A 20,599-nucleotide genomic window follows, 5' to 3' on the forward strand; every position below is an offset into this window, starting at 1 on the left:
CCGATGATTCTCGTAGACTGGCAGCTCCGCGACCGCATAGCCCGGGGCCATATCAAAATCGATCCCTACGACCCAAAACTTATCCAGCCCAACTCGGTAGACATCCGGCTCGGTAACCACTTTATCTGGTACAAACCCGGGATAGAAGTTATCGACCCCTACAACCGGGAGAGTGTTGCGTCCGAAGTAGAAGAGACCCACGCGGACTCGTTCGTCCTGCATCCCGGGCAGTTCGTCCTTGCCGAGACACTGGAGTGCATCGGCCTTCCCGACAACATCGTCGCCACGATCGAGGGCAAGTCCAGCATCGCCCGGCTCGGCGTCACGCTCCACCAGACCGGCGGCTGGATTGATGCCGGGTTCCGGGGCACCATCACGCTCGAGATGGCAAACGTCAATGCCCGCCCGGTCAAAGTGTACGCCGGGATGCCGATCGGCCAGCTCGTTTTCTATACGACAGAGCGGGCGGAGAAGCCGTACGATAAGAAAGGCGACGCGAAGTATCTCGACCAGCACTCCGCTACGCTTTCACGGTATCATGGCAACCGGAAGTGCGAGTAATGGGTATATCTGATGACCGATAAGATTCGGAATTCGAAGAACACTGATGTGTTCTTCTCGTCTTAGCGTTTGAAGCACTCTGTGACTCCGAATTCGAAGAACACTGATGTGTTCTTCTCGTCCTCATGGTTCTGATGAACCATTCGGAGACTTAAGCACTATATATACCGGGAAAACCCATTTTATACGGATGACCGGATTCATGTGGAGATGAACCAATGCGACTTCTTTTGATCCATTCAGACTACATAGAATACGAAGCAAAAAAGAAGACCAAGATGGCAGAGGAGTGTTCCGTCCTCTCGGATAAGGAGACCGAGGCACTCACCGTCTTCTGCGCCGTGGAATCGATCGATGAGGAAGACCTCGAAGGCGTCATCCTCCAGGGCATCGAGGAGATAAAAAAGACTGCCGGACAGGTCAACGTCACCAAGATCGTTGTCTACCCGTACGCCCACCTCTCGAGCGACCTTGCGTCGCCGGAGACTGCGATTTCGGTCCTCAATGCGCTGAAAGCCGGCCTTGAGGCAGAAGGGTTTGCCGTCAAGCGCGCCCCGTTCGGCTGGTATAAGTCCTTCAAGCTCTCGTGCAAGGGCCACCCGCTCTCGGAGCTCTCCAAGACAATCGTGCCCGGCGAGATAACGGTCAAGAAGGAGAAGAAAGAGGTCACCCACGACTGGTTCGTGCTTACTCCCGACGGGAAACAGCACGACTACAAGGAGTATCTCGACGACTCCCCGTTCGGCTGCCTTGTGAAGAAGGAGCTCGGCGTTGCAGTCCCGGTCGGCGGCGAACCTGCACACGTAGACCTGATGCGCGGAAAAGAGCTCGTGGACTACGAGCCCGCAAGCGATGTCGGCTGCCTCCGCTGGATGCCCAAGGGCAAGATCATCCGCGACCTGCTCGGCGATTACGTGCTCCACATGGTACTCGAATACGGCGGCACGCCGGTCGAAACCCCCGTGATGTACGACCTTGGCGACAAGGCGATCTGTGAGCACGCTGAAAAGTTCGGTGAGCGCCAGTACCGGTTCAAGTCCAACAACCGGAACATGATGCTGCGGTTTGCGGCCTGCTTTGGCATGTTCTCGATCATGCGGGACATGCACATCTCCCCCAACCATCTCCCGATGAAGATGTACGAGCTCTCCACCTACTCCTTCCGCCACGAGCAGAAGGGTGAAGTGATCGGGCTCAAGCGCCTCCGGTGCTTCACCATGCCCGACATGCACTCGCTCTGCCTTGACATGCCGCAGGCCCTCAAGTGCTTCGAGGAGCAGCTTGCTATGGGATGGCAGACCGGCAGGGACTTCGAGACCAAACTCGTGGCCGCGTTCCGGTGCACGAAGGACTTCTATGCCCAGCACGAGGCCTGGGTCAAGAAGATCGTGAAGGAGTCCGACTGCCCGATGCTCATCGAGATCCTCTCCGACCGGGTCCATTACTGGGTCGCGAAGATCGATCTCGCAGCCATCGACGGCCAGCTCCGCCCGATCGAGAACCCGACTGTCCAGATCGATGTCGAGAGCTCGACCCGGTTCAACATCAAGTACCACAAGGAGGACGGCACCCCCGTTTTCCCCCCGATCCTCCACTGCTCGCCAACGGGCAGTATTGAGCGTGTGATGTGCGCAATCCTGGAAAACATATCCACCCAGCCAGTGCCGGCGCTGCCGACATGGCTCTCGCCCGTGCAGGCACGGGTCATCCCGGTTGCCGAGCGTCACGGTGCGTTCGCTGCCGAGGTCTGCAATGCGATCAATGCCGCCCAGGTCCGATGTGATCTCGATGACCGCGAAGAGAGCGTGGGCAAGAAGGTCCGCGAGGCCGGCATGGATTGGATCCCGTACGTGATCGTTGTCGGTGACGATGAGATCGCATCGAAGAACCTGACCGTGACGATCCGGAAGAAGTCGGAGCCGAACAAGCCGCACAAGGAGCAGCTGACGACCGAGGCACTCATTGCCGCAGTGAAGAAGGACACAGAAGGAAAACCGTTCCGCCCGCTCTATACTCCCCGGAAGCTTTCGATGAAGGCCCGGTATATCTGAAACTCTTTTTTTTACGATCTTCTTCCATAATATGCCCGGGCGATATCCTCTTGTGATACAACAGACTAATGGTGTTTGAGATTATGGATATCCAGTACTCTGACAGGAAGATCGTTGTGGGTGAAAAGTACCTCACAATGTTGGATCAGTTCGTGCTGGATTTCATCCGGATACTTGAGCCGGAAACGCCGTATGTAATCGTGAGCGGGTATGTCGCCATTCTCTTCGGGCGTTCCCGGGGTACGGAGGATGTAGATATTCTCATCCCCCTCCTTGAACAGGAGGCATTTTTCAGGCTGCACGATGCTCTTGTGCATGGTGGGTTTGAATTCCTGAATGCGGAAGATGCGAACGGTCTGCACGACATGCTCTCGAAAAATATGGGTATACGTATTGCAAGAGCCGGCCAGTTCATTCCCAACATTGAACTGAAATTTCTCAAGGATGATGTCGACCGTATTGTTCTCCGGGATCGTATTGAAGTGAGCCTGCCGGATGCAAACGTCTTTATTTCACCAATCGGAATCCAGATCGCATACAAGCTCTATCTTGGCTCACAGAAAGATATCGAAGATGCATTGTATCTCTGGGAGATCTTCAAAGACGATCTCGATCATGCCGGTCTGAAGTGCCAGATGGAGATATTCGGAGTCCGGGGGGATGAGTATGGAATTGTTGTTTGACCGGAAGGAAAATGAGAGAGAACGCCTCTCGTTTGTCCGGAGCTATGCGTCCTGGGTGAAGCGAACACCAAATGCCGTGTGGAGCAGACAGCAGGGAGCACTGGTCAACAGTTTCATTGAGAATGCCCGGAATATGCCGCTCTCTTCCCGCGAGTATCTTGAACGGGTGGCCGGACGTAAGAAATTATTACCTCGTCAGTTATGAAAACCCGGGCAAGCCGTTCCGCCCGCTCTATACTCCCCGGAAACTTTCGATGAAGGCCCGGTATATCTGAAACTCTTTTTTTGTTACTTCCGGTAAGAATTTTTTCACGCTTTTTCCTGTTGCCTCATAATTGCCATCCCTCCGGATGAGCAATAATACGGATCTCCCTCAGGAAGATGATCCCGTCCGGGCCCTATAAGGGCTCTGTTTCATGACTTTTTCCATCTTTGACCGGCCGAATTCGACATTTTTTGCATCATGTTTTACGAATATCCGTATAAAATACGTATTTCAGGAAACCGGGTGATTTGGAAGCGAAAAAACCGGCGTATTGTATTCCTTTTTGGATTGAGAAACCGAGAGGGGGTGCCCTGAATGGCGGGGGTATGAGGAAAGTGGGATTTTAGGCTTCCGGGAGGATTGTTGGGGATATTTTTTGTAAATACGAGTCAGCCCACTCCCTGATGGGGATCGCTCGGCTGCCTCGGCGGGGCCTCGCCGGGCAGATTACCTTTGCCCTGAAATTCTTTTTGTACGGTAATTGGACCGCCGCAGTGACGTCCCCCGTCTGGGGGGGGCGGGGCATATCGTTTCATTATTGGATGAAGGTAATGAGTAGCGTAAAACCCGATCGGCGTTTTGCGCGTAAGGCATCGCTACGGTCTATTATTTTTAAAAACTCAATAAAACGTACTTAACTGCACCACATCCCCACATCCAGCTGCACCATCTCAAAAACACAAAACCGCATAATAACCGCGATCAATTTTTTTCAATCGACCCCACTGATCGCGTTTAAAATTTTTCAAACGCCATCGTTTTCGCATTTTGATCCTGCTCAAATGCGATCCGGAATGCACACATGCATCCTCAACAGTTCCTGGCAGGTGCACCAGCCTGCTACGAAAACAGGGTATTGTGCACCACGTGACCCGGTTGTGGTGCGATACAAATTCAGATATTCAAAAAGCGGGTGACCCGGTCACACCGCAACAAAAATGCGTTTTCCCGTTACTTTCACCGGGAATGACTGGAGGTCATGGGTTTTGATATGCGACGTCATCTCGCCGATCGCCTTCATCGCTTCCTGGACCGATTGTGGCGCCTCGTCCATCCCGGACAGCGAGAGCTCGACCATGCCGGAGATCATCTTTCCCGTGGTGACGTCGAACTGCGCATGGTGGAGCGGGCAGGTGATGATATTCTCGTTCAGTGTTCCCTTCGAGAGCGGGGCGTTCTGGTGGCCGCACCGTTCGCTCACCGCATAGATCCGGCCTTCAACGTTTGCAAGCACGATCTCGATCCCTTTTGCCTCAACATGCCGGGTCTCACCAGCCGGGATCTCATTAACGGATGCAACTTCAACAAAATTCATGGTTTCTCACTCCTCCCGTCTCCGCAGAAGAGATGCCGGTGCGGGACAGGAATCTGTCTGTTGAACGAAGGAGACGTCTCTCTCCCGCATCGCATCTCTTCTGTCAGACCATCTCCGGTTTGTCTAAAAGAAAATGGACCGGTTCTTACATCAGCCCGACCTGCTGCATCAGGGACATCTTGTCGTAGAAGAGCTTCTCCTCGATGATCTCCCCATTCTTCCAGTGGGCGACTGTGCAGAACTCGACTTTGAATTTCTTCCCGGTCGGTGGGATAACCTTTCCGTCAGGAGCAGTCATCGGGCCTTTAAAGGTCCCGGTGAACTCGGCTACTGAACACGTCCAGTTTCCCTGTCCGAAGAGGGTTTTATACGGCCGGTTCCCGACCTTGTTGTCGGGAAATGCTGTGAAGAATGCGATTGCCTCTTCCTTGTGGGATGGCCGGCCATGGGTTGGCACCGGCTGGCCCGGCCAGAAGACATCTACCTCTTTTGCGTGGCGTTTCTCGAACACTGCCCAATCCTGCGTGTTCCAGGCATCATCCAGCGTCTGCATGAGACGCATATTCTCTTCAACTGTTGACATTGGGGTATCCTCCTGTCTGTTGAACCATTATGCATAACGCAGTGGATAATGATTTTGTAACTTATATATGGGTATAATGTGTATTGTCCCGGCATGAAGATCGATACCAAGACGATCGCGCTCCTGCAGACTCTTGGGCTGACACTGTATGATGCGAAGGCGTATGCCACCCTTGTCGGGATCGGCAGCACGACCCCGTTCATCCTCGCCGAAGAGGCCGGCATTCCAAGGACCAAAATCTACGAGACGATCAAGCGTCTTGAGAATGAGAACTGGATCACAGTAGAACGGGGGAGGCCGGGGAAGGTCACTCCACTCTGTCCTGCGGAGGTCATCGGCAGCCGGAAATCTACGCTGGATGCCGGGCTCGAGAAGATGTCGAACGAATTTACCATGAATTATGAGAAGCGTATGGAGAGGGAATCCCCGAAGACCACCCTCATCCGGGGTATCGGGAACATCTCGTTAAAAACGGTCGAGATGATGGGGAGGGCACGGACAAACCTGTACCTGTTCGGCACCCTCTACTATCCCGAGGAGCTGGAGCTGATCAAGCAGCAGGTATCTGCCGCAAAGCGGCGGGGCATAACGATCCGGATTTCCTCGAATAATCCGGTGAGACTGAAAGGTAATATCGTAGACGTGTACAGTGCATTCTCCCAGGTCACCAAGGATGTCCAGGTAGCCCCGGAGCCGTTCATCCGGACCCTGACCATCGACAACAAGGAGATGCTGATGATGTTCCCGCAGGCCGAGGCGGAGATGGCGGACCGGGAGAACCTGATCGCGATCTGGATCGCGAACGAATCCGTGACAAAAGCGATCAATAATGTGTTCAATATCACCTGGGGAAACCCGAAGTGGACCGGGTCAGGGGACTAAGAGAAGCCCGGCTGCAAAAGTGTCTTTTTAATCCGTGGAATCTCTGTTTCGCCCCGGTAAACCCGGGCGCAATCGCGCAAGGCTGGTATCACAAATATGATGTGCCGGCTGCACCAGTCTCACTCCGCTGATTTACGATCTGTTGTCCGGTACCCGTCAGCCGGCACCAGCAGCTCGAACCGCACTCCTGTTCCCCGGTGGCCGGTCTCCCGGATCGTGATGCCGGTAAGGCCGAGGATCTCCCGGATAAGGAAGAGGCCGAGGCCTGTATTTTTGCCTTTCCCTTTCTGGAAGATGGATTCCTTCTCCCGGTCCGTAATGCCGATCCCGTCATCCTCGTAGACGATGGCAAGCCCGGCTGCCTGTTTGTGACTGGAAAAGCGCATGGAGGTGACATGCCTGCCATGACGGAGGGAATTGTCCAGCAGATTATAGAAGACCTTCACCAGCAGTGAATCGGCAAAGATCTCGATGTCCTTGCACCCTGTGCAGACGGGTGGAGTGATGTCGGGTGGTAACATGGCGACTGCATGCCGGATCGTCTCTCCGAGTTCCTGCCACCGGGGTTTCTGGGAGCCGAGGTTCTGGTAGTCCCGGGTGAAGTTGATCTGCTCCCGGATCGAAGTCAGGAGCAGCTGTTGTTTTGCCAGGTACCCGAGAATCTTCGTATCCTGCGAATCCGCCCTGACCAGCTCGACATATCCGGAGAGCGCCGCAACCTTATTGAGCAGGTCATGGCGGGTGACATCCACAAAGAGATCCAGGTTCCGTTTCTCCTTGTGCCTCCGCACCGCCAGCTGGATCTTGTGGGAGAGTTCGGCAAACTGCCGCTCCTTGTCATCGTGTTTCTTAAGATAGAACGAGGCCCCCTCGTTGAATGCCTCGATAACGACATGCTCGGGTCCGCAGCCGGTCAGCATGATAAATGGTGTTGGATCGCCCTGTGCCTTCAGTTTCTTAAGGAGATCGAGCCCGGTCATCACCGGCATATCGTAATCCGAGACTACGGCATCGTATTGTTTCTGCGCGAGCAGGAAGAGGGCTTCGTGTGCCGAGGGGCAGATGTCCACGGTAAACGAGCCGGTTCCTTCAAGATGCATCTTGGCAGTGGCCAGGTGATCCGGTTCGTCATCGATTAAAAGAACGGAAATCATGGAGGTTCACGGGCACTGCACCGGCTTATGACGGTGTGGTACAGTACTAGTTCCATTTTTTTGTATTTAAATATTATTAATTTGGAAAAACTTCATTCTGTCGATTTCAGGTTAAATTTTCCTTTTGGAACAGAAATTTCAAAACGCACACCCCGGCCCGGTTCTCCTGTCTCCGCGATCGTGATGCCCGTGATGCCCAGGATCTCCCGTGCCAGAAAGAGCCCGATGCCGACATTTGATCGTGTCATGCGGTTGAATATCTTCTCCTTATTCTTTGCGGGTACCCCGACACCGTCATCCTCGTAGACAAGGGTACAGCCATCTTCGGACATTCGTGTCAGGAACCTTATCCTGCTGACTTTCTGCCCGTGCCGGAGAGAGTTATCTATGAGATTGTAGATCACTTTTGTGATCATCGGATCAGCATAGATACTGATCCCGCCCGTCTCTTCATCGATCGTGATCGGCCCCAGCTCGAGCTGGCTTTTAACCTCTTCAATGACCGGTGACAGTTCCTGCCACACGGGGAACCTGATCCCCATGTTCTCGTACTCCTTGGTAAATTCGATCTGGTGCCGGATAGCGTTTGCCGATGTCTCGGCCCTGTGTAAAAAGTCCAGCAGGGCCGGGTCTTGGGTTGATCCAAGGGAGAGCTCCAGGTATCCCAGCACCCCGGTCAGTTTGTTCTTGATATCGTGCCGTGTGATACTGGACAGGAGATTCAGTTTCCGGTTCGCCTGCTCCAGTGCACTGGTGATCCGGACCTGGTTCGTTATGTCGTGCGCATAGATCCGGATTGCGGAAAACTCCGGGGAATAGGCAATAGTCTCGCCAAACAGTGCGCTCCCCACGGGCACTTCCCGGTAGATATCTCCATCATTCCCCTCACCGATCGCCTGGATTATCCCGCCGGTATCGCCGGGAAGGAATGCAGCAGGATCCTCTGGCATACTCAGTCGGCCGAGTGCCTGGTAACAGGCAGGGTTTGCATACGTGATCTCCTTCCGGAGGTTGATCTCGATGACCGGGTCAGGATTCAGGGCAGGGAACGAGGCGAGCCTGCGTACCTGCCGCTCCGCCCGGTTCAGGCCGGTCACGTCGCGGATGATTGCAATGAGCCGGTGTTCGTCCAAAACTGTCACTGTCCGGAGCGAGACTTCCGTATCGATCAGGGTCCCGTCTTTTCTCCGGTGCACCCAGGGGAACACCTGTGCGCTGCCATCAAATGCCGCACGGATATGCGCTGCCAGAGCGTCCCGTGAGCGCTGGCCGTCCGGCTGGATCTCCGGGGAGAATTCTTCCGGGACATGCCCGATGATCTCATCGCGGCTGCACCCCAGCATCCGCTCCGCTTCCGGGTTGCAGTCAAGGAACGTATCGGTCATCAGGAATATCGCATCAGCCGAGGCCTCGAATATCGTACGGTACCGCTCCTCGCTCTCCCTCAAGGCCTGCTCCACTTTCCTGCGCTCGGTGATCGGCCGGGTGGTCGTGACGATCCCGTTGATCCCCGGCACGTCCAGCAGATTTGTCGCAATGGCCTCAACGTCAATGAAGTGCCCGTCGGCATGGCGGACCCGGTATTCCGTCGGTATCCCGGGGTTTGTCCCGGTCAGGACCTCCCCGAGGGCGTCTTTCACGCGTTCCCGGTCATCGGGGTGCACGTAATCGATCGGGTCCTTCCCGATTACCTCGGATGGATCGTACCCCACTATGCGCAGGGTGGACGGGGAACTGTAGACAATATGCCCGCTCCGGTCGATGATGCGGATCATGTCGGAGGCCTTCTGGATCAGGTTCCTGAATCGCTCCTCGCTCCCCCGGAGTGCGCTCTCCATCTTGTTCTGCACCGTGATATCCTGACCGGAGAACAGGATGCCGGTGATCCCTTCGGGGCCGGTAAGGATTGTATTATGGAATGCGATAATGCGCTCCTCTCCGCTTTTCGTCCGCACGGGATTCTCGTGATATTCGGCCGAAGCAACATCTCCCGCTATGAGTTTTCCAAATACGTCTTTTACTTCCGGGCGGATCGTTTCGTCAAGGCAGAGATCGAACCAGTTCCTGCCTATGAGTTCCTCTTCACGGTACCCGAGGATCTCACAGCCCCGCCGGTTGATCAGGGTGATCTGTCCCTCCCTTCCCAGCACCGCCAGCATAACACCGGCAACGTCAAGGTACTGCTGGGCCTGGTCCCGTTCTTTCCGTACCGCTTTCTCTGCAAGAAGTCGCGCGGAGATGTCCGTGATAAAGGCATAGAAATACTGGAGCTTGCCCTCATAATTCACGACCCGGTGAACAAAAATCTCCACCGGCACGCGTGCCCCGTCTTTCCGGACGTACTCTTTTTCGTACCGGAATGGAATGCCGGTCTTTACGAGTTCTTCCAGTGCGAGCCGCTCAGGCTCACGGTATTCGGCAGCAGTGATGCCGGACCAGGTCAGGTTCTGCAGTTCCTCTTCCGGATATCCGAGAAGATCGCAGAACGCAGGGTTGACGATCCCAAAGCGGCCGTCCGGATATCCCACGCCGAATGGCTGGGACGAGAGCTCGAGCACTTCTGCAAGGAATGCCACCCGTTCCTCGCTGCCCGCAAGGGCTTTCTCCGCCCGCGTCCGCCTTGCCTGTTCGTCGAGCATATCAAGCGCAAACGAGATGTCCATTGCGATCTCTTCAAGCAGGGCGATCTCGGTCTCGTTGAAGAAGTTCGTCTCCGACGCATAGATCGTGTATGCCCCGATCACTTCGCCATGGAGCCGGAAGGGTAAAGCGGCCGATGAATGGTAACCGCGTTTCAGTGCCTCATCCCGCCACGGCTCCATACAGGGGTCGGTCCCGATATCATTGCAGATATCGTACCTCCCTTCCCGGAGGGCGGTGCCGGTCGGGCCCCTGCTTTTCCCATCATCACCCCCGACACTAATCATCCCCGATGCGAGGTAGCCCTCCTCGTACCCTGCATGTGCTACGGGACGGAAGGTGCCCGACTCGTGGTCGAGCAGGCCCACCCACGACATCCGGAACCGGCCGAATTCAACCGATATCCGGCAGATCTCGGCAACGAGGGTCTCAAGATCTTTTACCCGAACGATGGCCTGGTTGATCTGGGACAGGACCGCGTAGAGCCGCTGGGCCGCGATCATCCGCTCTTCGGCATTTTTCCGCTCTGTGATGTCACGGATGCTCACGATGCAGATGGTGCGCTTTTTCTGGGGGTATTGGCTGGACGTGGTCTCGGCAGCAAAGACCGTACCGTCTTTCTTCCGGTAATAGAACAGGGGCTGATATGGTACCGTACACTGTTCTGTGACCTTTGTTGCCTCCGGCTCTGCAAACAGGTCCCTGTGCTGCAGGCACTTCAGCTCATCCCGGGTATAGTCGTACATATGGATAGCTGCCGGGTTTGCATCGAGTATCACCCCGGTATTGTAGTCCAGCACAAGCATTGCATCGCCGGCCGCATCGAAGACATTGTGGTAACGCCGTTCGACCGCACTAATCCGGGCCTCCGCTTTCCTGCTCTCAGAAATATCAAGAATAAATCCTTCCAGTTCCTCGTTGCCGGCAGATGGGTTCACGTAGGACCGGAATGAAAGGAGACCAACGAATGTGCTGCCATCTTTCTTCCTGTACACATTTTCGAAAGTTTGCCAGTCACGCGATTCACTGGCTTTCCAGACAAACCCGGTCCGTTTTGTGGGATCGGTATAGAGTGCCCCGGCCACGCCAACACGGTTGACGATTTCTATGAGTTCTTCCGCAGTCCCGTACCCGAACATGCGGGAGTAGACCGGGTTGACGTCGATGATCTTCCCATCCGGCGTTGAGTGGAAGATGCCGATCGGGGCATTGTTGAATATTCCCCGGTAATGCTCCTCGCTGACCCGGAGGGCGTCCTGCATTTCCTTCTGTTCGGTTATATCCGTCAGGATGCCCTGGAGCCCGAGGAGCTTCTCCCCCTCGAAAACCGGGCGGCTGGAGCTCCGGATCCAGCGCCTCTTCCCTTTGTCGTCGCGAAGCCGGAATTCATAGGGTTTTATGATTCCCTGCCTTGCCTCCTCAAACCTCTGCTGGAGATTGTACGCTTTATCCGGTATGACAAATTCCAGCAGCGGTCTTCCGATCACCTGCTCAGGAGTATACCCGAACTGGCTGACCATGGGGCTGATATAAGTGATCGTTCCTTTGGTGTCAACGATAAAGAGGACATCGTTGATGTTCTCCACGAGATCCCGGTATTTTTCCTCGGATTCAAGGAGTGCCGCCTCTGTCCGCCGGCGTGTAACTGCGTGACGGATCTTGTTCTGCAGTTCTGCGAACTGGCTCTTTGGCTCACCACCTTTCTGGAGGTAAAAATCCGCGCCTGAGTTGAGCGCCTCGATTGCCACTTCCTCGCGTCCCTTGCCGGTAAAGAGGATGAAAGGCAGGGTACCGTAGCGGGGACGGAGGTACTTGAGGAATTCGATCCCGTCCGTCTCCGGCATCTGGTAATCGGAGACCACAGCATCGTAAACGTGTGCGTCCAGTTTTTCAATGCCGGCGTGTGCCGATGTGCAGGTATCGACCGTGAACTCACCTGTCCGTTCCATGTAGAGCTTGGTGACTTCAAGAAGGGTTATCTCATCATCGACGTAAAGGATCGAGATCATGGAATTCTCCGGGCGGGCACGCCTGATATTTATTCCTCTCGTCTTATACTAGATAAGGATAGTTGTGGGAACCGGCAGGGAATGAGGCGGTTTTAGTGTTTGAGATACCGGTCTATCGCTTCGCGGAGCTCGGTGAACGAGACCGGTTTATGGAGGACCCCAAGCCGGGGATCATGGATCTGCGCCATCCGCTCTTCCACGGCCGGTGATGCGGTGAAGATGATCACCGGGATATCCTGCTTACCATATTCTCCCCGGAGTTTCTCCAGGAATTCCCAGCCATCGATCGGCGTCATCATGATATCGAGCAGGATGAGTGCCGGTGGCTCCTTCTGTATCATCTCAAGTGCATCAAGTCCGTTTGCGACCAGAACCGGTTCGTACCCGAGTTTCCTGATCAGAATGTCCATCAGGTCGAGGATGGGCTCGTCATCCTCGACAACAAAAATCTTCTGTTTCATACTTTTTCCTCATGCTGCCGCTGTTTCGGGATATGGATGGTAAACGTACTCCCGATATTCACTACGGAATCCACACTGATGAATCCCCCGTGCATCCGGATATACTTCTTTGCAATCGAGAGCGAAAGCCCGATGCGATCATATTTCCTGCTCACGTTCCCCGAGTCGGGGAGCTGGAATGGTTCGAAGATCTCATCGAGCTGGGAGTTGGTGATGCCGACCCCGTTGTCCTGGATGGCCAGCCTGTGCATCTTCTCCTGCGCATTCGAGAGGTAGGCGATCCGGATCTTCCGCGGAGGCTTGGAGTAGTTCACCGCATTTGAGAGCATGGAATCGATCACGATCGAGATCTTGTTCTCATCGGCGTCAAAGCGGAGGCCGGGCGGGACATCCATGCTGATGTCTGCCTTGGTCGTATATCCCCCGGCCTCGATGATCGTTTTAAGCATGTCAGGGACATTGAAGATGGACGACTTCAGCGGGATCTTTCCCGAATCCAGGACCGAGAGCTCCAGCATCTGGTTGATGATCTGGCGTTCGCGGTCCACGCTCTTTGCGCACCGGTCCAGGATCGCCTTTGTCTCGTCGGTCACACCATAGGCCTCAGGATCCTGGGTGAGCAGGTTGAGGTATCCCATGATCGGCTGCAGGGGGGTCCTGAGCTCGTGGGCGACCGTGCTGATGATGCCCCGCCGCCGCTCGTTGTCCTGCTGGATCGTCACCTTGAGTTTCTCGTGTTCGGTGATGTCCACGAGGTTGATCAGCACCGCATGGCTGCCTTTCTGGAGGATCCAGGTAAAGAAGAGGGTGCCGAGGCGTGTATCGCCGGATTTTGTGAGAAACCGGAGTTCCGTCATACCGGGCAGGGGCTGGCGGGGATCGGGCGCATCGGGAAAGACAGGGAACCGGTCCCGGTCTTCGGGATGAATGATCGGCCGGAGATCGTTTCCCATCAGCTCACCGGGTTCGTACCCGGTGAAGGCCCGGAATGTGGGGTTTGCGTACACGATCCGGTTGTGGGCAAGGATGATAATGCAGGTCGGGGCGTTCTCGGTGACCTGCTTGTATTGCGTGTAATTCTCTTCGGCTGCCTGCTCGGCCTGTTTGCGCTGGTCGATGTCGATGACCGAGCAGGAAACGAGGTTATCGTCGATCCTGCTCCAGGACAGGTTCACCCAGACCGGGCGCCTGTCCTTTGCCACAAAGAGGGTCTCGAAGTTGACTACATCCTCGCTCGAGCCCAGGTATTCAAAGAACCTCCGCTGCCCGTCTTTTGCAAAGAAGAGCTGGGAGAATGTCATTTTTCCCAGTTCTTCCTCCGGGAACCCGAGCATTTGCGCGAGGTGCGAGTTGGTCATGCGGATCGCAAAACTGTTCTGGTCGAAGAGGATGATCCCGAGGAGCGAGGTCTCGAAGATGCTGCGGTAGCGTGCCTCGCTCTGGTTGATCTTCTCCGTGAAATACGCGACGACCGCCGCAATACCTATGAAAAGGATTGCCTGGCCGGTGGTGAAGATCAGGCCGCCCGTGTCCGGGAAGACATAGATATACGCGAGGACTTCATAGACAATCGCACAGAACCCGGCAAGGTAGAGGCCGCGTTTCGGGAAGAAATAAGTGGCGTACAGGATAGGGAAGTAAAAGAGCTGGGCGTAGATGGTCTCGACATGCCGGGAGAGGGAGATCGACGTGATGAAGATACAGGAAAGGGTAAGCGACAGGATGACGCAGATACGCACGATATCCGTGTGCGTTATGGAATAGTCCCCGATCCTGACGTTCCGATCCATGGATACTCCCGGTGTTTACTCTTTGAGGTTATAAATATAGTATCTTTTACGCATGTTCAGTCGTGAGCGAAGGCGTGTGTGTCAGACTGTGGTAAAAAATGGAGAAGATCCTGTTACCTGCAGAGCGGTGAGAGTTTTGCGATCAGTTGCTCGACCTGTTTGACAGATGTGCCGATATAGGAATCCGGCGAAAGAAGAGCAGCGATGTCGGCCTTTGAGCAGTACCGCACCACTTCGGGATCGGTGCCGAGGATCTCGGCAAGCGGCCGGCCTTCGGCAAGGGCCTGCATGCTTGCCATCCGGATCCGTTCGTGGGAGTCCTGCCGGTTCATGCCCTTCTTCGTGAGTTCGATCATCACGGCCTCGGCCATGTTGATCCCGTGGAGGAACGCGAGGTTCCGCCGGATCGCGGCGGGGTTGATGACGAGTCCTTCGATGACCACGGCCATCAGCCTGAGGCAGTGGTCGGTGAGGATGGAGGCCTCGGGGAAGAGCACCCGCTCGCAGGAGGAGTTGGTCAGGTCCCGCTCATCCCAGAGCGTGTTGTTCTGGAGTGACGGTTCGACGGAGGAACGGATGATCCGGGCAAGGCCGCAGACCTGCTCGCTCTTGATCGGGTTCCGCTTGTGGGGCATGGTGGAGGAGCCAACCTGCTTTGCCCCAAACGCTTCCTCGACCTCGCCGATCTCGGTCCGCTGGAGAGAGCGGATCTCAATGCCGATCTTGTCGAGTGTTGTCGCGACCCCCGCACAGAACATGAAGTACTCCGCGTACCGGTCCCGGGAGATCACCTGGTTCGACACGTCCACCGCACTGATACCAAGGTTTGCCATCATCGTGGCCTGCACTTCCATCGCCATCGGTCCGAGTGCTGCCTGCGTCCCGACAGCGCCGGTCATCTGCCCTACCACGACCCGGGGGCGCAGCTGTTCGAGGCGCTCGATATGCCGGGCCATCTCGCTTGCCCAGATTGCGAACCTGAGGCCGTAGGTAGTGGGCACGCCCTGCTGCCCGTGGGTCCGGCCTATGCAGACAAGGTGCTTTGTCTCCTCCGACCGCTTCAGGAGAACGGCGAGCAGTTTCCGGAGTTTTGCGTCGATGAGGTCGAGAGTCTGGCCGAGCTGGAGCCCGGTCGCGGTATCAAGGATATCGTTGCTGGTCGCACCGTAATGCACCCAGCGGCCCGACTCCCCGCAGACCTCCGAGATCGCCTTGACGATCGCCATCATGTCGTGGCTGATCTCGAGCTCGATCGCCTTCGCCCGCTCGAGCGAGGCGTTGTGGGCGTTCGTATCGATCTCGATCGCGGCGGCTGCCGGGATCATGCCATGGTGGGCCTCGGCCTTTGCCAGTGCGACTTCGGCACTGACCACTGCCGAGAACCGGTTTGTCTCGCTCCAGATGGCACGCATCTCCTTTGTGCCATAGCGCTCCTCGATGGGGTGGACTGCCATGGGTAGAAATGGGATGTTTTGGGATATAGTGGTTGGGGGATCGTGCCGGGTTGGATCAGCCGGCTGACGAATCCATGAACGTTAAAAGTCCGTGACCTGTCAAAATAATCACTGGTCCCGATCACCGCTCCCTCAGCTCCCGGTCGATCCTCTCCCCAATATTCCTGCCATGCGACCCGTTCCAGTAGAGTTTCCGGCAGTGCTCGCACCAGCTGAAAACAAAACCCGTCCTGTCCCGGGGAGCATAGTCCGCACCTGAAACTTCCCTGTCCCGTGCCTCCCGGAGGAGCGTGTTGCACAGCGAGCACCGGCTCATGGTGATGCGCCGCTCGGCAAGCCCGGCGTCGATCAGCTGCTGCACTTGGTCCATCACTTCTTCCGGCCCGATAAGCACCGCATGTTCCTTCCCCCGCCTTGCCAGCTCTGCGTCCCGGGTCAGGAGTATGCGGTGCTCCTGCATGGCTATATCGAGGAGGAGCGTATCCTCCTTGCTGTTCCCTTCCGCGAGACCGTTTGCGCTCGTGGTGTCGTACCCCATGAACCGGAGGTAGCGGGTCAGGGTGCCGAGCATCCTGTCAGCAATGAACCGTGTCCCGGGACCTGGTGGGGGCGGGTGGGGGGAATCAGGTAACATCTCTCACGATCTCAATGTGTTCGCCGCATTTCCTGCACTGCATTACGTCCAGCTCCCGGAACCGGCTGCTGAATCCCTGCCGTTCGATCAGGATCGCCCCGCAGGCCGGGCAGTACGTGTTTTCGTACTCGTGGTGGTACACGTTGCCGAGGTACGGGAACCGGAGCCCGAGTTCCTTTGCCTTCCGGTAGATCTTCTCGAGCGTTGCAACCGGTGTCCCGCCACGGTCGGTCATCTTGTAGTCCGGGTGGAACGCGGAGAAGTGCATCGGGGTCTCCGGCCCGAGGTGCTCAATCACCCAGCGGATCAGCTGCTCCTGCTCTTCCATGCTATCGTTGAGCCCCGGGATGACGAGCGTCACGGTCTCTACATGCATGCCCAGTTCCCGGGCCAGGGCCGCGGAGTCGAGCACCGGCTGGAGTTTTGCCCCGCAGATCTTCTTGTAAAAATCGTTTGTGAATGCTTTGAGGTCCACCCGGTAGGCCCCGAGCATGGGAGATAGCTCCCGCAGTGCTTCCTCCGTTATGTAGCCGTTCGTGACGTAAATGGTCCCGAGTCCCTGTTTCCGCGCAAGCGTGCCCATATCGAGGGTGTACTCGTGCCAGATGGTCGGCTCATTGTACGTCCACGAGATGCTTCGGCTCCCGTTGGCAACTGCCCTGCGTACACCCTCATCAGGAGTGAGGTCCCGGAGCATCGCGTCTTTGAGATCTGTCCGCGAGATATGCCAGTTCTGGCAGTGCTGGCAGTGGAAGTTGCAGCCCACGCTCCCCAGTGAGTAGGACGTTGTGCCGGGCAGGTAGTGGAAGAGGGGCTTCTTCTCGATCGGGTCGACCGCTTCGGCACTGATCTTCCCGTATGTCCCGGCAAACAGGGTCCCCTTGTCGTTGATGCGGACCCCGCAGATCCCGTGTTTTCCTTCCCTGATGATGCAGCGATGGTTGCAGACGGAACAGGTGACGGTATCGTTCTCCGTCTTTGTATACTGGCGAGCCTCGTGCATTGACGTGCCTCCTGGCAGGATAATAACGGTCGGGTTACTCCCGGTTTTCTGTATCCGGAGTCGCATCCGCCTCGTCGATTTCGAGCACGAACGAACCGCGGTATTTACACTTCTTGCAGGCATAGACCTGGCCCATGTATCCTCCCGCTACCGGGAAGATATCAGGACTCTTGCAGACCGGGCAGTAAAACATGGTCAGCAACTCTATATGAGCACCCGGTACAAAAACTAGTGCAATGAAGAAGGTTGTCATCTCGCTGGGCGGCTCGATCCTGATTCCGTCCCTCGAAAACCATACCATCAAAGAGTACGTCCCCGTCCTCAGGAAGATCGCAAAGAAGCACCGGCTCTTTGTCGTGGTCGGGGGCGGTGGCGAGGCCCGCCGGTACATCAGCATCACCCGTGAACTCGGGATCGACGAGGGCACCTCCGATGAAGTCGGGATCCTGATCACCCGGCTGAATGCGACCATGCTGATCGCGGCGCTGGGCGAGGACGCGTACCCGAAAGTGGCAGAGAGCCACGCGGAGGCGAAGAAGTACGGGGAGTCAGGCAAGATCGTGGTGATGGGGGGCATAACGCCGGGCCAGACAACCGATGCAGTGGCCGCAGTCCTTTCCGAACGGGTCGGGGCTTCGGTCTTCATCAACGCGACCTCGGTCGACGGGATTTATACTGCCGACCCGCGGAAGGACCCTGAAGCGACCCGGTTTGATGAGATGACACCCAAGAAACTGCTGGAAATTGTCGGGAGTTCGGCTCTTGGCGCCGGTTCCAACAATGTGCTCGATATCGTAGCAGCCCGTGTCGTGGAGCGGAGCGGGATCCCGCTCGTGGTGCTTGACGGGAGGGAGCCGAAGAACCTCTCGAACGCGATCCTCAAGGGGAAGTTCCGGGGCACCGTGGTCTCGGAAGGGAAGAAGAAACCACTGCCGCTGTAATACCGGCCTCTCTTAAAAAAATTATAAGAAAAATAAGAAAAAATGAGTGTCAGTTATCGTTTTCTGATGACGGCCCGTCTTTGTCCTCCTCATAAGTGAATACCTGATCGATCCCCACGCCGAAGATGCGGGCGATGCGGAAGCCGAGTTTGAGGGACGGGCAGTACTTGTCCTTTTCCATGGAGATGATCGTGTTCCGCGTGACTCCGGCCAGCTCTGCGAGTTGTTCCTGCGTCATGTCGAGTTCGGCCCGGAGCACCCTGATACGGTTTTTCATGGCAGTCTGCGGTTAGTACTTTCGGTTGTAATAAAGATAAAATGCTCCGAACGTGGCGAGAAGAGCAACAAGGCCAAAGCCGATAGTCATTCCGGCAAGGCCTTTCCGTTCGTTCTCAGAAAAGCCCTCACGGACGTAAGTACAGTACGTCATCGCTTCGGTTTCGTTCATGGCATTCAGGTTCTTTATGGTCGTTGACCGGATAAGGGTCCCGGGGCCCGGTACGCTCCCAGCCTTATACTCGGCGATCGTCATGGATTGTGTCCCGTCGTCATTGATGAACAGTTTTCCGGTTATTACCGGCGTGAGCGGGACACTCACCACGTAGGAGTACAGGATGATCGTGGCAATCGCCCCCCCGATGACGATGACTTCGAGAGTGCGGAGCGCTGCTTTACTCCGGATCCGGTTTTCCCGCTCATCTGCTATTACGGTGTCGACCTGTGCCCGGCAGGCAAGGACCACGATGATCCCAAGCGGAATGGCGATGACGGGGATAAGGAAATTTCCGGCTGCCATCGACCACCCGACCATCGCAGCAACCATGCATGCCACGATAAGGGAACAGGTAAGATAAGTAAGGCGTTTCATGACAATCAGCCCGGGAGGACAAGTCTTTTTGAGCAGAATGTGTCCCCGTATATGGTTTCATATGTCCGGTTATCGATCCGGTCATTACTGATATTCACGAGATAATTCTGTTGGTCCGTATCCATCCTCCCCTTATCCAGTGTCAGGGACCAGAGGCTTGTGCTCCCGTTCCCCTTCTCCACGGTCACTGTTCCCACTGCACCCGACATGACTGCAGCCGGTTGTTGTATTCCCATGTTTATGGTCAGGTCATATTCCATGGGAAAAACCTGTACAAGCAGTTCCGTTCCTGGAGGAAAGCTGGTTGTTCCCGTGATCGTATAGGTCTGATTGATCCACTTGTCGGGGAATGCATCAATTGTGATGACCTGGCAGGGACTGTTTTCCGGTACCGGTGATGCAGCACTGTCCAGGATCGCTTCTTTCACGATCAGGGGTGCAGTGCCAGAGGGGCCCTCCTTACCGATATTCTCCGTGCTGATATTTTCCAGCGTGACTATTACCTGGTACTGGTCCGGGATGAATTCAGTAGTATCGGCTGCAAACGACCACCGGTTGACACCATCTATCCCCGGCAGTACATGGATAAGTCCCGTTCGCGTGGACCCACCCCGTACTTCCTGTTTTCCGGTCTTCGGGTCCACGGTGAAGACCGATGTGTTGGACTGCTGGATGACTGCATAGAGGAGTCCGGTATCTTCCGGCAGGTTGGTTGTTCCCGTTATCAGGAGTTTTTCCCCGCGCCATATCGTGCCGGGGGGATTTACCGTGATATATACAGTCTGGTTCGTTCCCGTGCCGGGAGATTCAGTCAGGGTTGGTTTCGTACCGGTCAGCGTGAGACGGGATGTTGCGAGGAGATCGCTCCGCACGGTTTCATTCACCCAGTAGGCTTTTACCAGGTATTCCCCCGGGGGGATAGCGGAAGTATCCAGTGCAGCTGACCAGGTGTTCGACATTCCCCCGCCCCGGACAATAAACGCATCTGTTGCACCGGCACTGGGGTTCGTCCCGGGAGCGGGTGAAACTGCGACTATATCCAGTTCCAGTACTGTTCCGGCCATGTGGTTCGTTGTCCCCGTGATAACAACGAGATCCCCTGCAGGGTGATCCAGGATAGGATCGATGGTTACTGAAGAGAAGAGGGAAAACGTGCCCGTCAGGAGAATACCCGCGAACATGATGACAAGTATTGCTGCAGAGACAATCCCGGCATACGTCAGATATTTCTTTTTCATAAGGGCCACGTGTAATGTATTTTGTGCATTAAGACAAATTTTTTTATCTTTGATCCCGCATCAGGCT

Annotated in this window: 19 protein-coding genes; 6 read left to right on the forward strand and 13 right to left on the reverse strand. The window is 55.8% G+C overall.

Annotated features, from left to right (window positions below; translation table 11 throughout):
- Positions 1-3 precede the first annotated feature (3 nt).
- The 4 genes from dcd to ABSE13_RS04090 all read left to right on the forward strand — a co-directional run bounded on the left by dcd (position 4) and on the right by ABSE13_RS04090 (position 3,500).
- Positions 4-561, forward strand: a complete 558-nt coding sequence (gene dcd / locus ABSE13_RS04075; RefSeq protein ID WP_424027217.1) for a dCTP deaminase — start codon at positions 4-6, stop codon at positions 559-561.
- A 218-nt stretch (positions 562-779) separates the two neighbouring features.
- On the forward strand, positions 780-2,612 hold the full coding sequence (locus ABSE13_RS04080; protein WP_424027218.1) for a threonine--tRNA ligase: 1,833 nt from the start codon (positions 780-782) through the stop codon (positions 2,610-2,612).
- A gap of 83 nt (positions 2,613-2,695) precedes the next feature.
- Positions 2,696-3,295, forward strand: coding sequence for a hypothetical protein (locus ABSE13_RS04085; protein ID WP_424027219.1), 600 nt, complete (start codon positions 2,696-2,698; stop codon positions 3,293-3,295).
- Positions 3,279-3,500, forward strand: a complete 222-nt coding sequence (locus ABSE13_RS04090; protein WP_424027220.1) for a DUF8150 family protein — start codon at positions 3,279-3,281, stop codon at positions 3,498-3,500. Before ABSE13_RS04085 ends, ABSE13_RS04090 begins: the two co-directional genes overlap by 17 nt.
- A 982-nt stretch (positions 3,501-4,482) precedes the next feature.
- On the opposite strand, the gene ABSE13_RS04095 is transcribed toward ABSE13_RS04090, so the two are convergent.
- Together ABSE13_RS04095 and ABSE13_RS04100 are read right to left on the reverse strand one after the other, a co-directional pair.
- A complete protein-coding gene (locus tag ABSE13_RS04095) occupies positions 4,483-4,875 on the reverse strand; it encodes a Rieske (2Fe-2S) protein (RefSeq protein ID WP_424027221.1) in 393 nt (130 codons plus the stop codon).
- A 145-nt stretch (positions 4,876-5,020) separates the two neighbouring features.
- Complete coding sequence (locus ABSE13_RS04100; protein WP_424027222.1) at positions 5,021-5,458, reverse strand: ester cyclase; 438 nt, start codon at positions 5,456-5,458, stop codon at positions 5,021-5,023.
- Between the two features lie 93 nt (positions 5,459-5,551).
- Here ABSE13_RS04100 and ABSE13_RS04105 point away from each other — a divergent pair, with 93 nt between their 5' ends.
- Positions 5,552-6,340 carry a TrmB family transcriptional regulator gene (locus ABSE13_RS04105; RefSeq protein WP_424027223.1) on the forward strand — a complete coding sequence of 263 codons (789 nt, stop codon included), beginning with the start codon at positions 5,552-5,554 and terminating at the stop codon, positions 6,338-6,340.
- 119 nt (positions 6,341-6,459) lie between these two features.
- On the opposite strand, the gene ABSE13_RS04110 is transcribed toward ABSE13_RS04105, so the two are convergent.
- From ABSE13_RS04110 to ABSE13_RS04145, 8 genes are all read right to left on the reverse strand, one after another.
- A complete protein-coding gene (locus ABSE13_RS04110) occupies positions 6,460-7,494 on the reverse strand; it encodes a sensor histidine kinase (protein ID WP_424027224.1) in 1,035 nt (344 codons plus the stop codon).
- A 92-nt stretch (positions 7,495-7,586) separates the two neighbouring features.
- Entirely contained in the window at positions 7,587-12,143 is a 4,557-nt protein-coding gene (locus ABSE13_RS04115) for a PAS domain S-box protein (RefSeq protein WP_424027225.1), read from the reverse strand.
- 92 nt (positions 12,144-12,235) lie between these two features.
- Positions 12,236-12,604 carry a response regulator gene (locus ABSE13_RS04120; protein WP_424027226.1) on the reverse strand — a complete coding sequence of 123 codons (369 nt, stop codon included), beginning with the start codon at positions 12,602-12,604 and terminating at the stop codon, positions 12,236-12,238.
- The gene (locus tag ABSE13_RS04125) at positions 12,601-14,394 is read right to left on the reverse strand and encodes a PAS domain S-box protein (protein WP_424027227.1); all 1,794 of its coding nucleotides are present in this window, start codon (positions 14,392-14,394) and stop codon (positions 12,601-12,603) included. Before ABSE13_RS04125 ends, ABSE13_RS04120 begins: the two co-directional genes overlap by 4 nt.
- A 113-nt stretch (positions 14,395-14,507) precedes the next feature.
- Positions 14,508-15,848 carry an adenylosuccinate lyase gene (purB, locus tag ABSE13_RS04130; RefSeq protein WP_424027228.1) on the reverse strand — a complete coding sequence of 447 codons (1,341 nt, stop codon included), beginning with the start codon at positions 15,846-15,848 and terminating at the stop codon, positions 14,508-14,510.
- Positions 15,849-15,969: 121 nt separating this feature from the next.
- Complete coding sequence (locus tag ABSE13_RS04135; protein WP_424027229.1) at positions 15,970-16,482, reverse strand: Mut7-C RNAse domain-containing protein; 513 nt, start codon at positions 16,480-16,482, stop codon at positions 15,970-15,972.
- Positions 16,472-17,485 carry an AmmeMemoRadiSam system radical SAM enzyme gene (gene amrS, locus ABSE13_RS04140; protein ID WP_424027230.1) on the reverse strand — a complete coding sequence of 338 codons (1,014 nt, stop codon included), beginning with the start codon at positions 17,483-17,485 and terminating at the stop codon, positions 16,472-16,474. Before amrS ends, ABSE13_RS04135 begins: the two co-directional genes overlap by 11 nt.
- 34 nt (positions 17,486-17,519) lie before the next feature.
- Positions 17,520-17,687 (reverse strand): hypothetical protein, encoded by a 168-nt coding sequence (locus ABSE13_RS04145; RefSeq protein WP_424027249.1) that lies wholly within the window; start codon positions 17,685-17,687, stop codon positions 17,520-17,522.
- Between the two features lie 34 nt (positions 17,688-17,721).
- Between ABSE13_RS04145 and pyrH the strand changes: the two genes are divergently transcribed.
- Positions 17,722-18,426, forward strand: a complete 705-nt coding sequence (gene pyrH, locus ABSE13_RS04150; RefSeq protein ID WP_424027231.1) for a UMP kinase — start codon at positions 17,722-17,724, stop codon at positions 18,424-18,426.
- 49 nt (positions 18,427-18,475) lie between these two features.
- Here the strand turns inward: pyrH and ABSE13_RS04155 are convergent, their stop codons facing one another.
- The 3 genes from ABSE13_RS04155 to ABSE13_RS04165 are packed head-to-tail and all read right to left on the reverse strand — an operon-like array spanning position 18,476 to position 20,532.
- Positions 18,476-18,703, reverse strand: a complete 228-nt coding sequence (locus ABSE13_RS04155) for a helix-turn-helix transcriptional regulator (protein ID WP_424027232.1) — start codon at positions 18,701-18,703, stop codon at positions 18,476-18,478.
- Positions 18,704-18,715: 12 nt separating this feature from the next.
- The gene (locus tag ABSE13_RS04160; RefSeq protein WP_424027233.1) at positions 18,716-19,294 is read right to left on the reverse strand and encodes a DUF2178 domain-containing protein; all 579 of its coding nucleotides are present in this window, start codon (positions 19,292-19,294) and stop codon (positions 18,716-18,718) included.
- A gap of 5 nt (positions 19,295-19,299) precedes the next feature.
- Positions 19,300-20,532 carry a hypothetical protein gene (locus ABSE13_RS04165; RefSeq protein WP_424027234.1) on the reverse strand — a complete coding sequence of 411 codons (1,233 nt, stop codon included), beginning with the start codon at positions 20,530-20,532 and terminating at the stop codon, positions 19,300-19,302.
- Positions 20,533-20,599 lie beyond the last annotated feature (67 nt).

The sequence above is a fragment of the Methanoregula sp. genome (genome assembly GCF_049518935.1).
GTDB lineage: Archaea > Halobacteriota > Methanomicrobia > Methanomicrobiales > Methanospirillaceae > Methanoregula.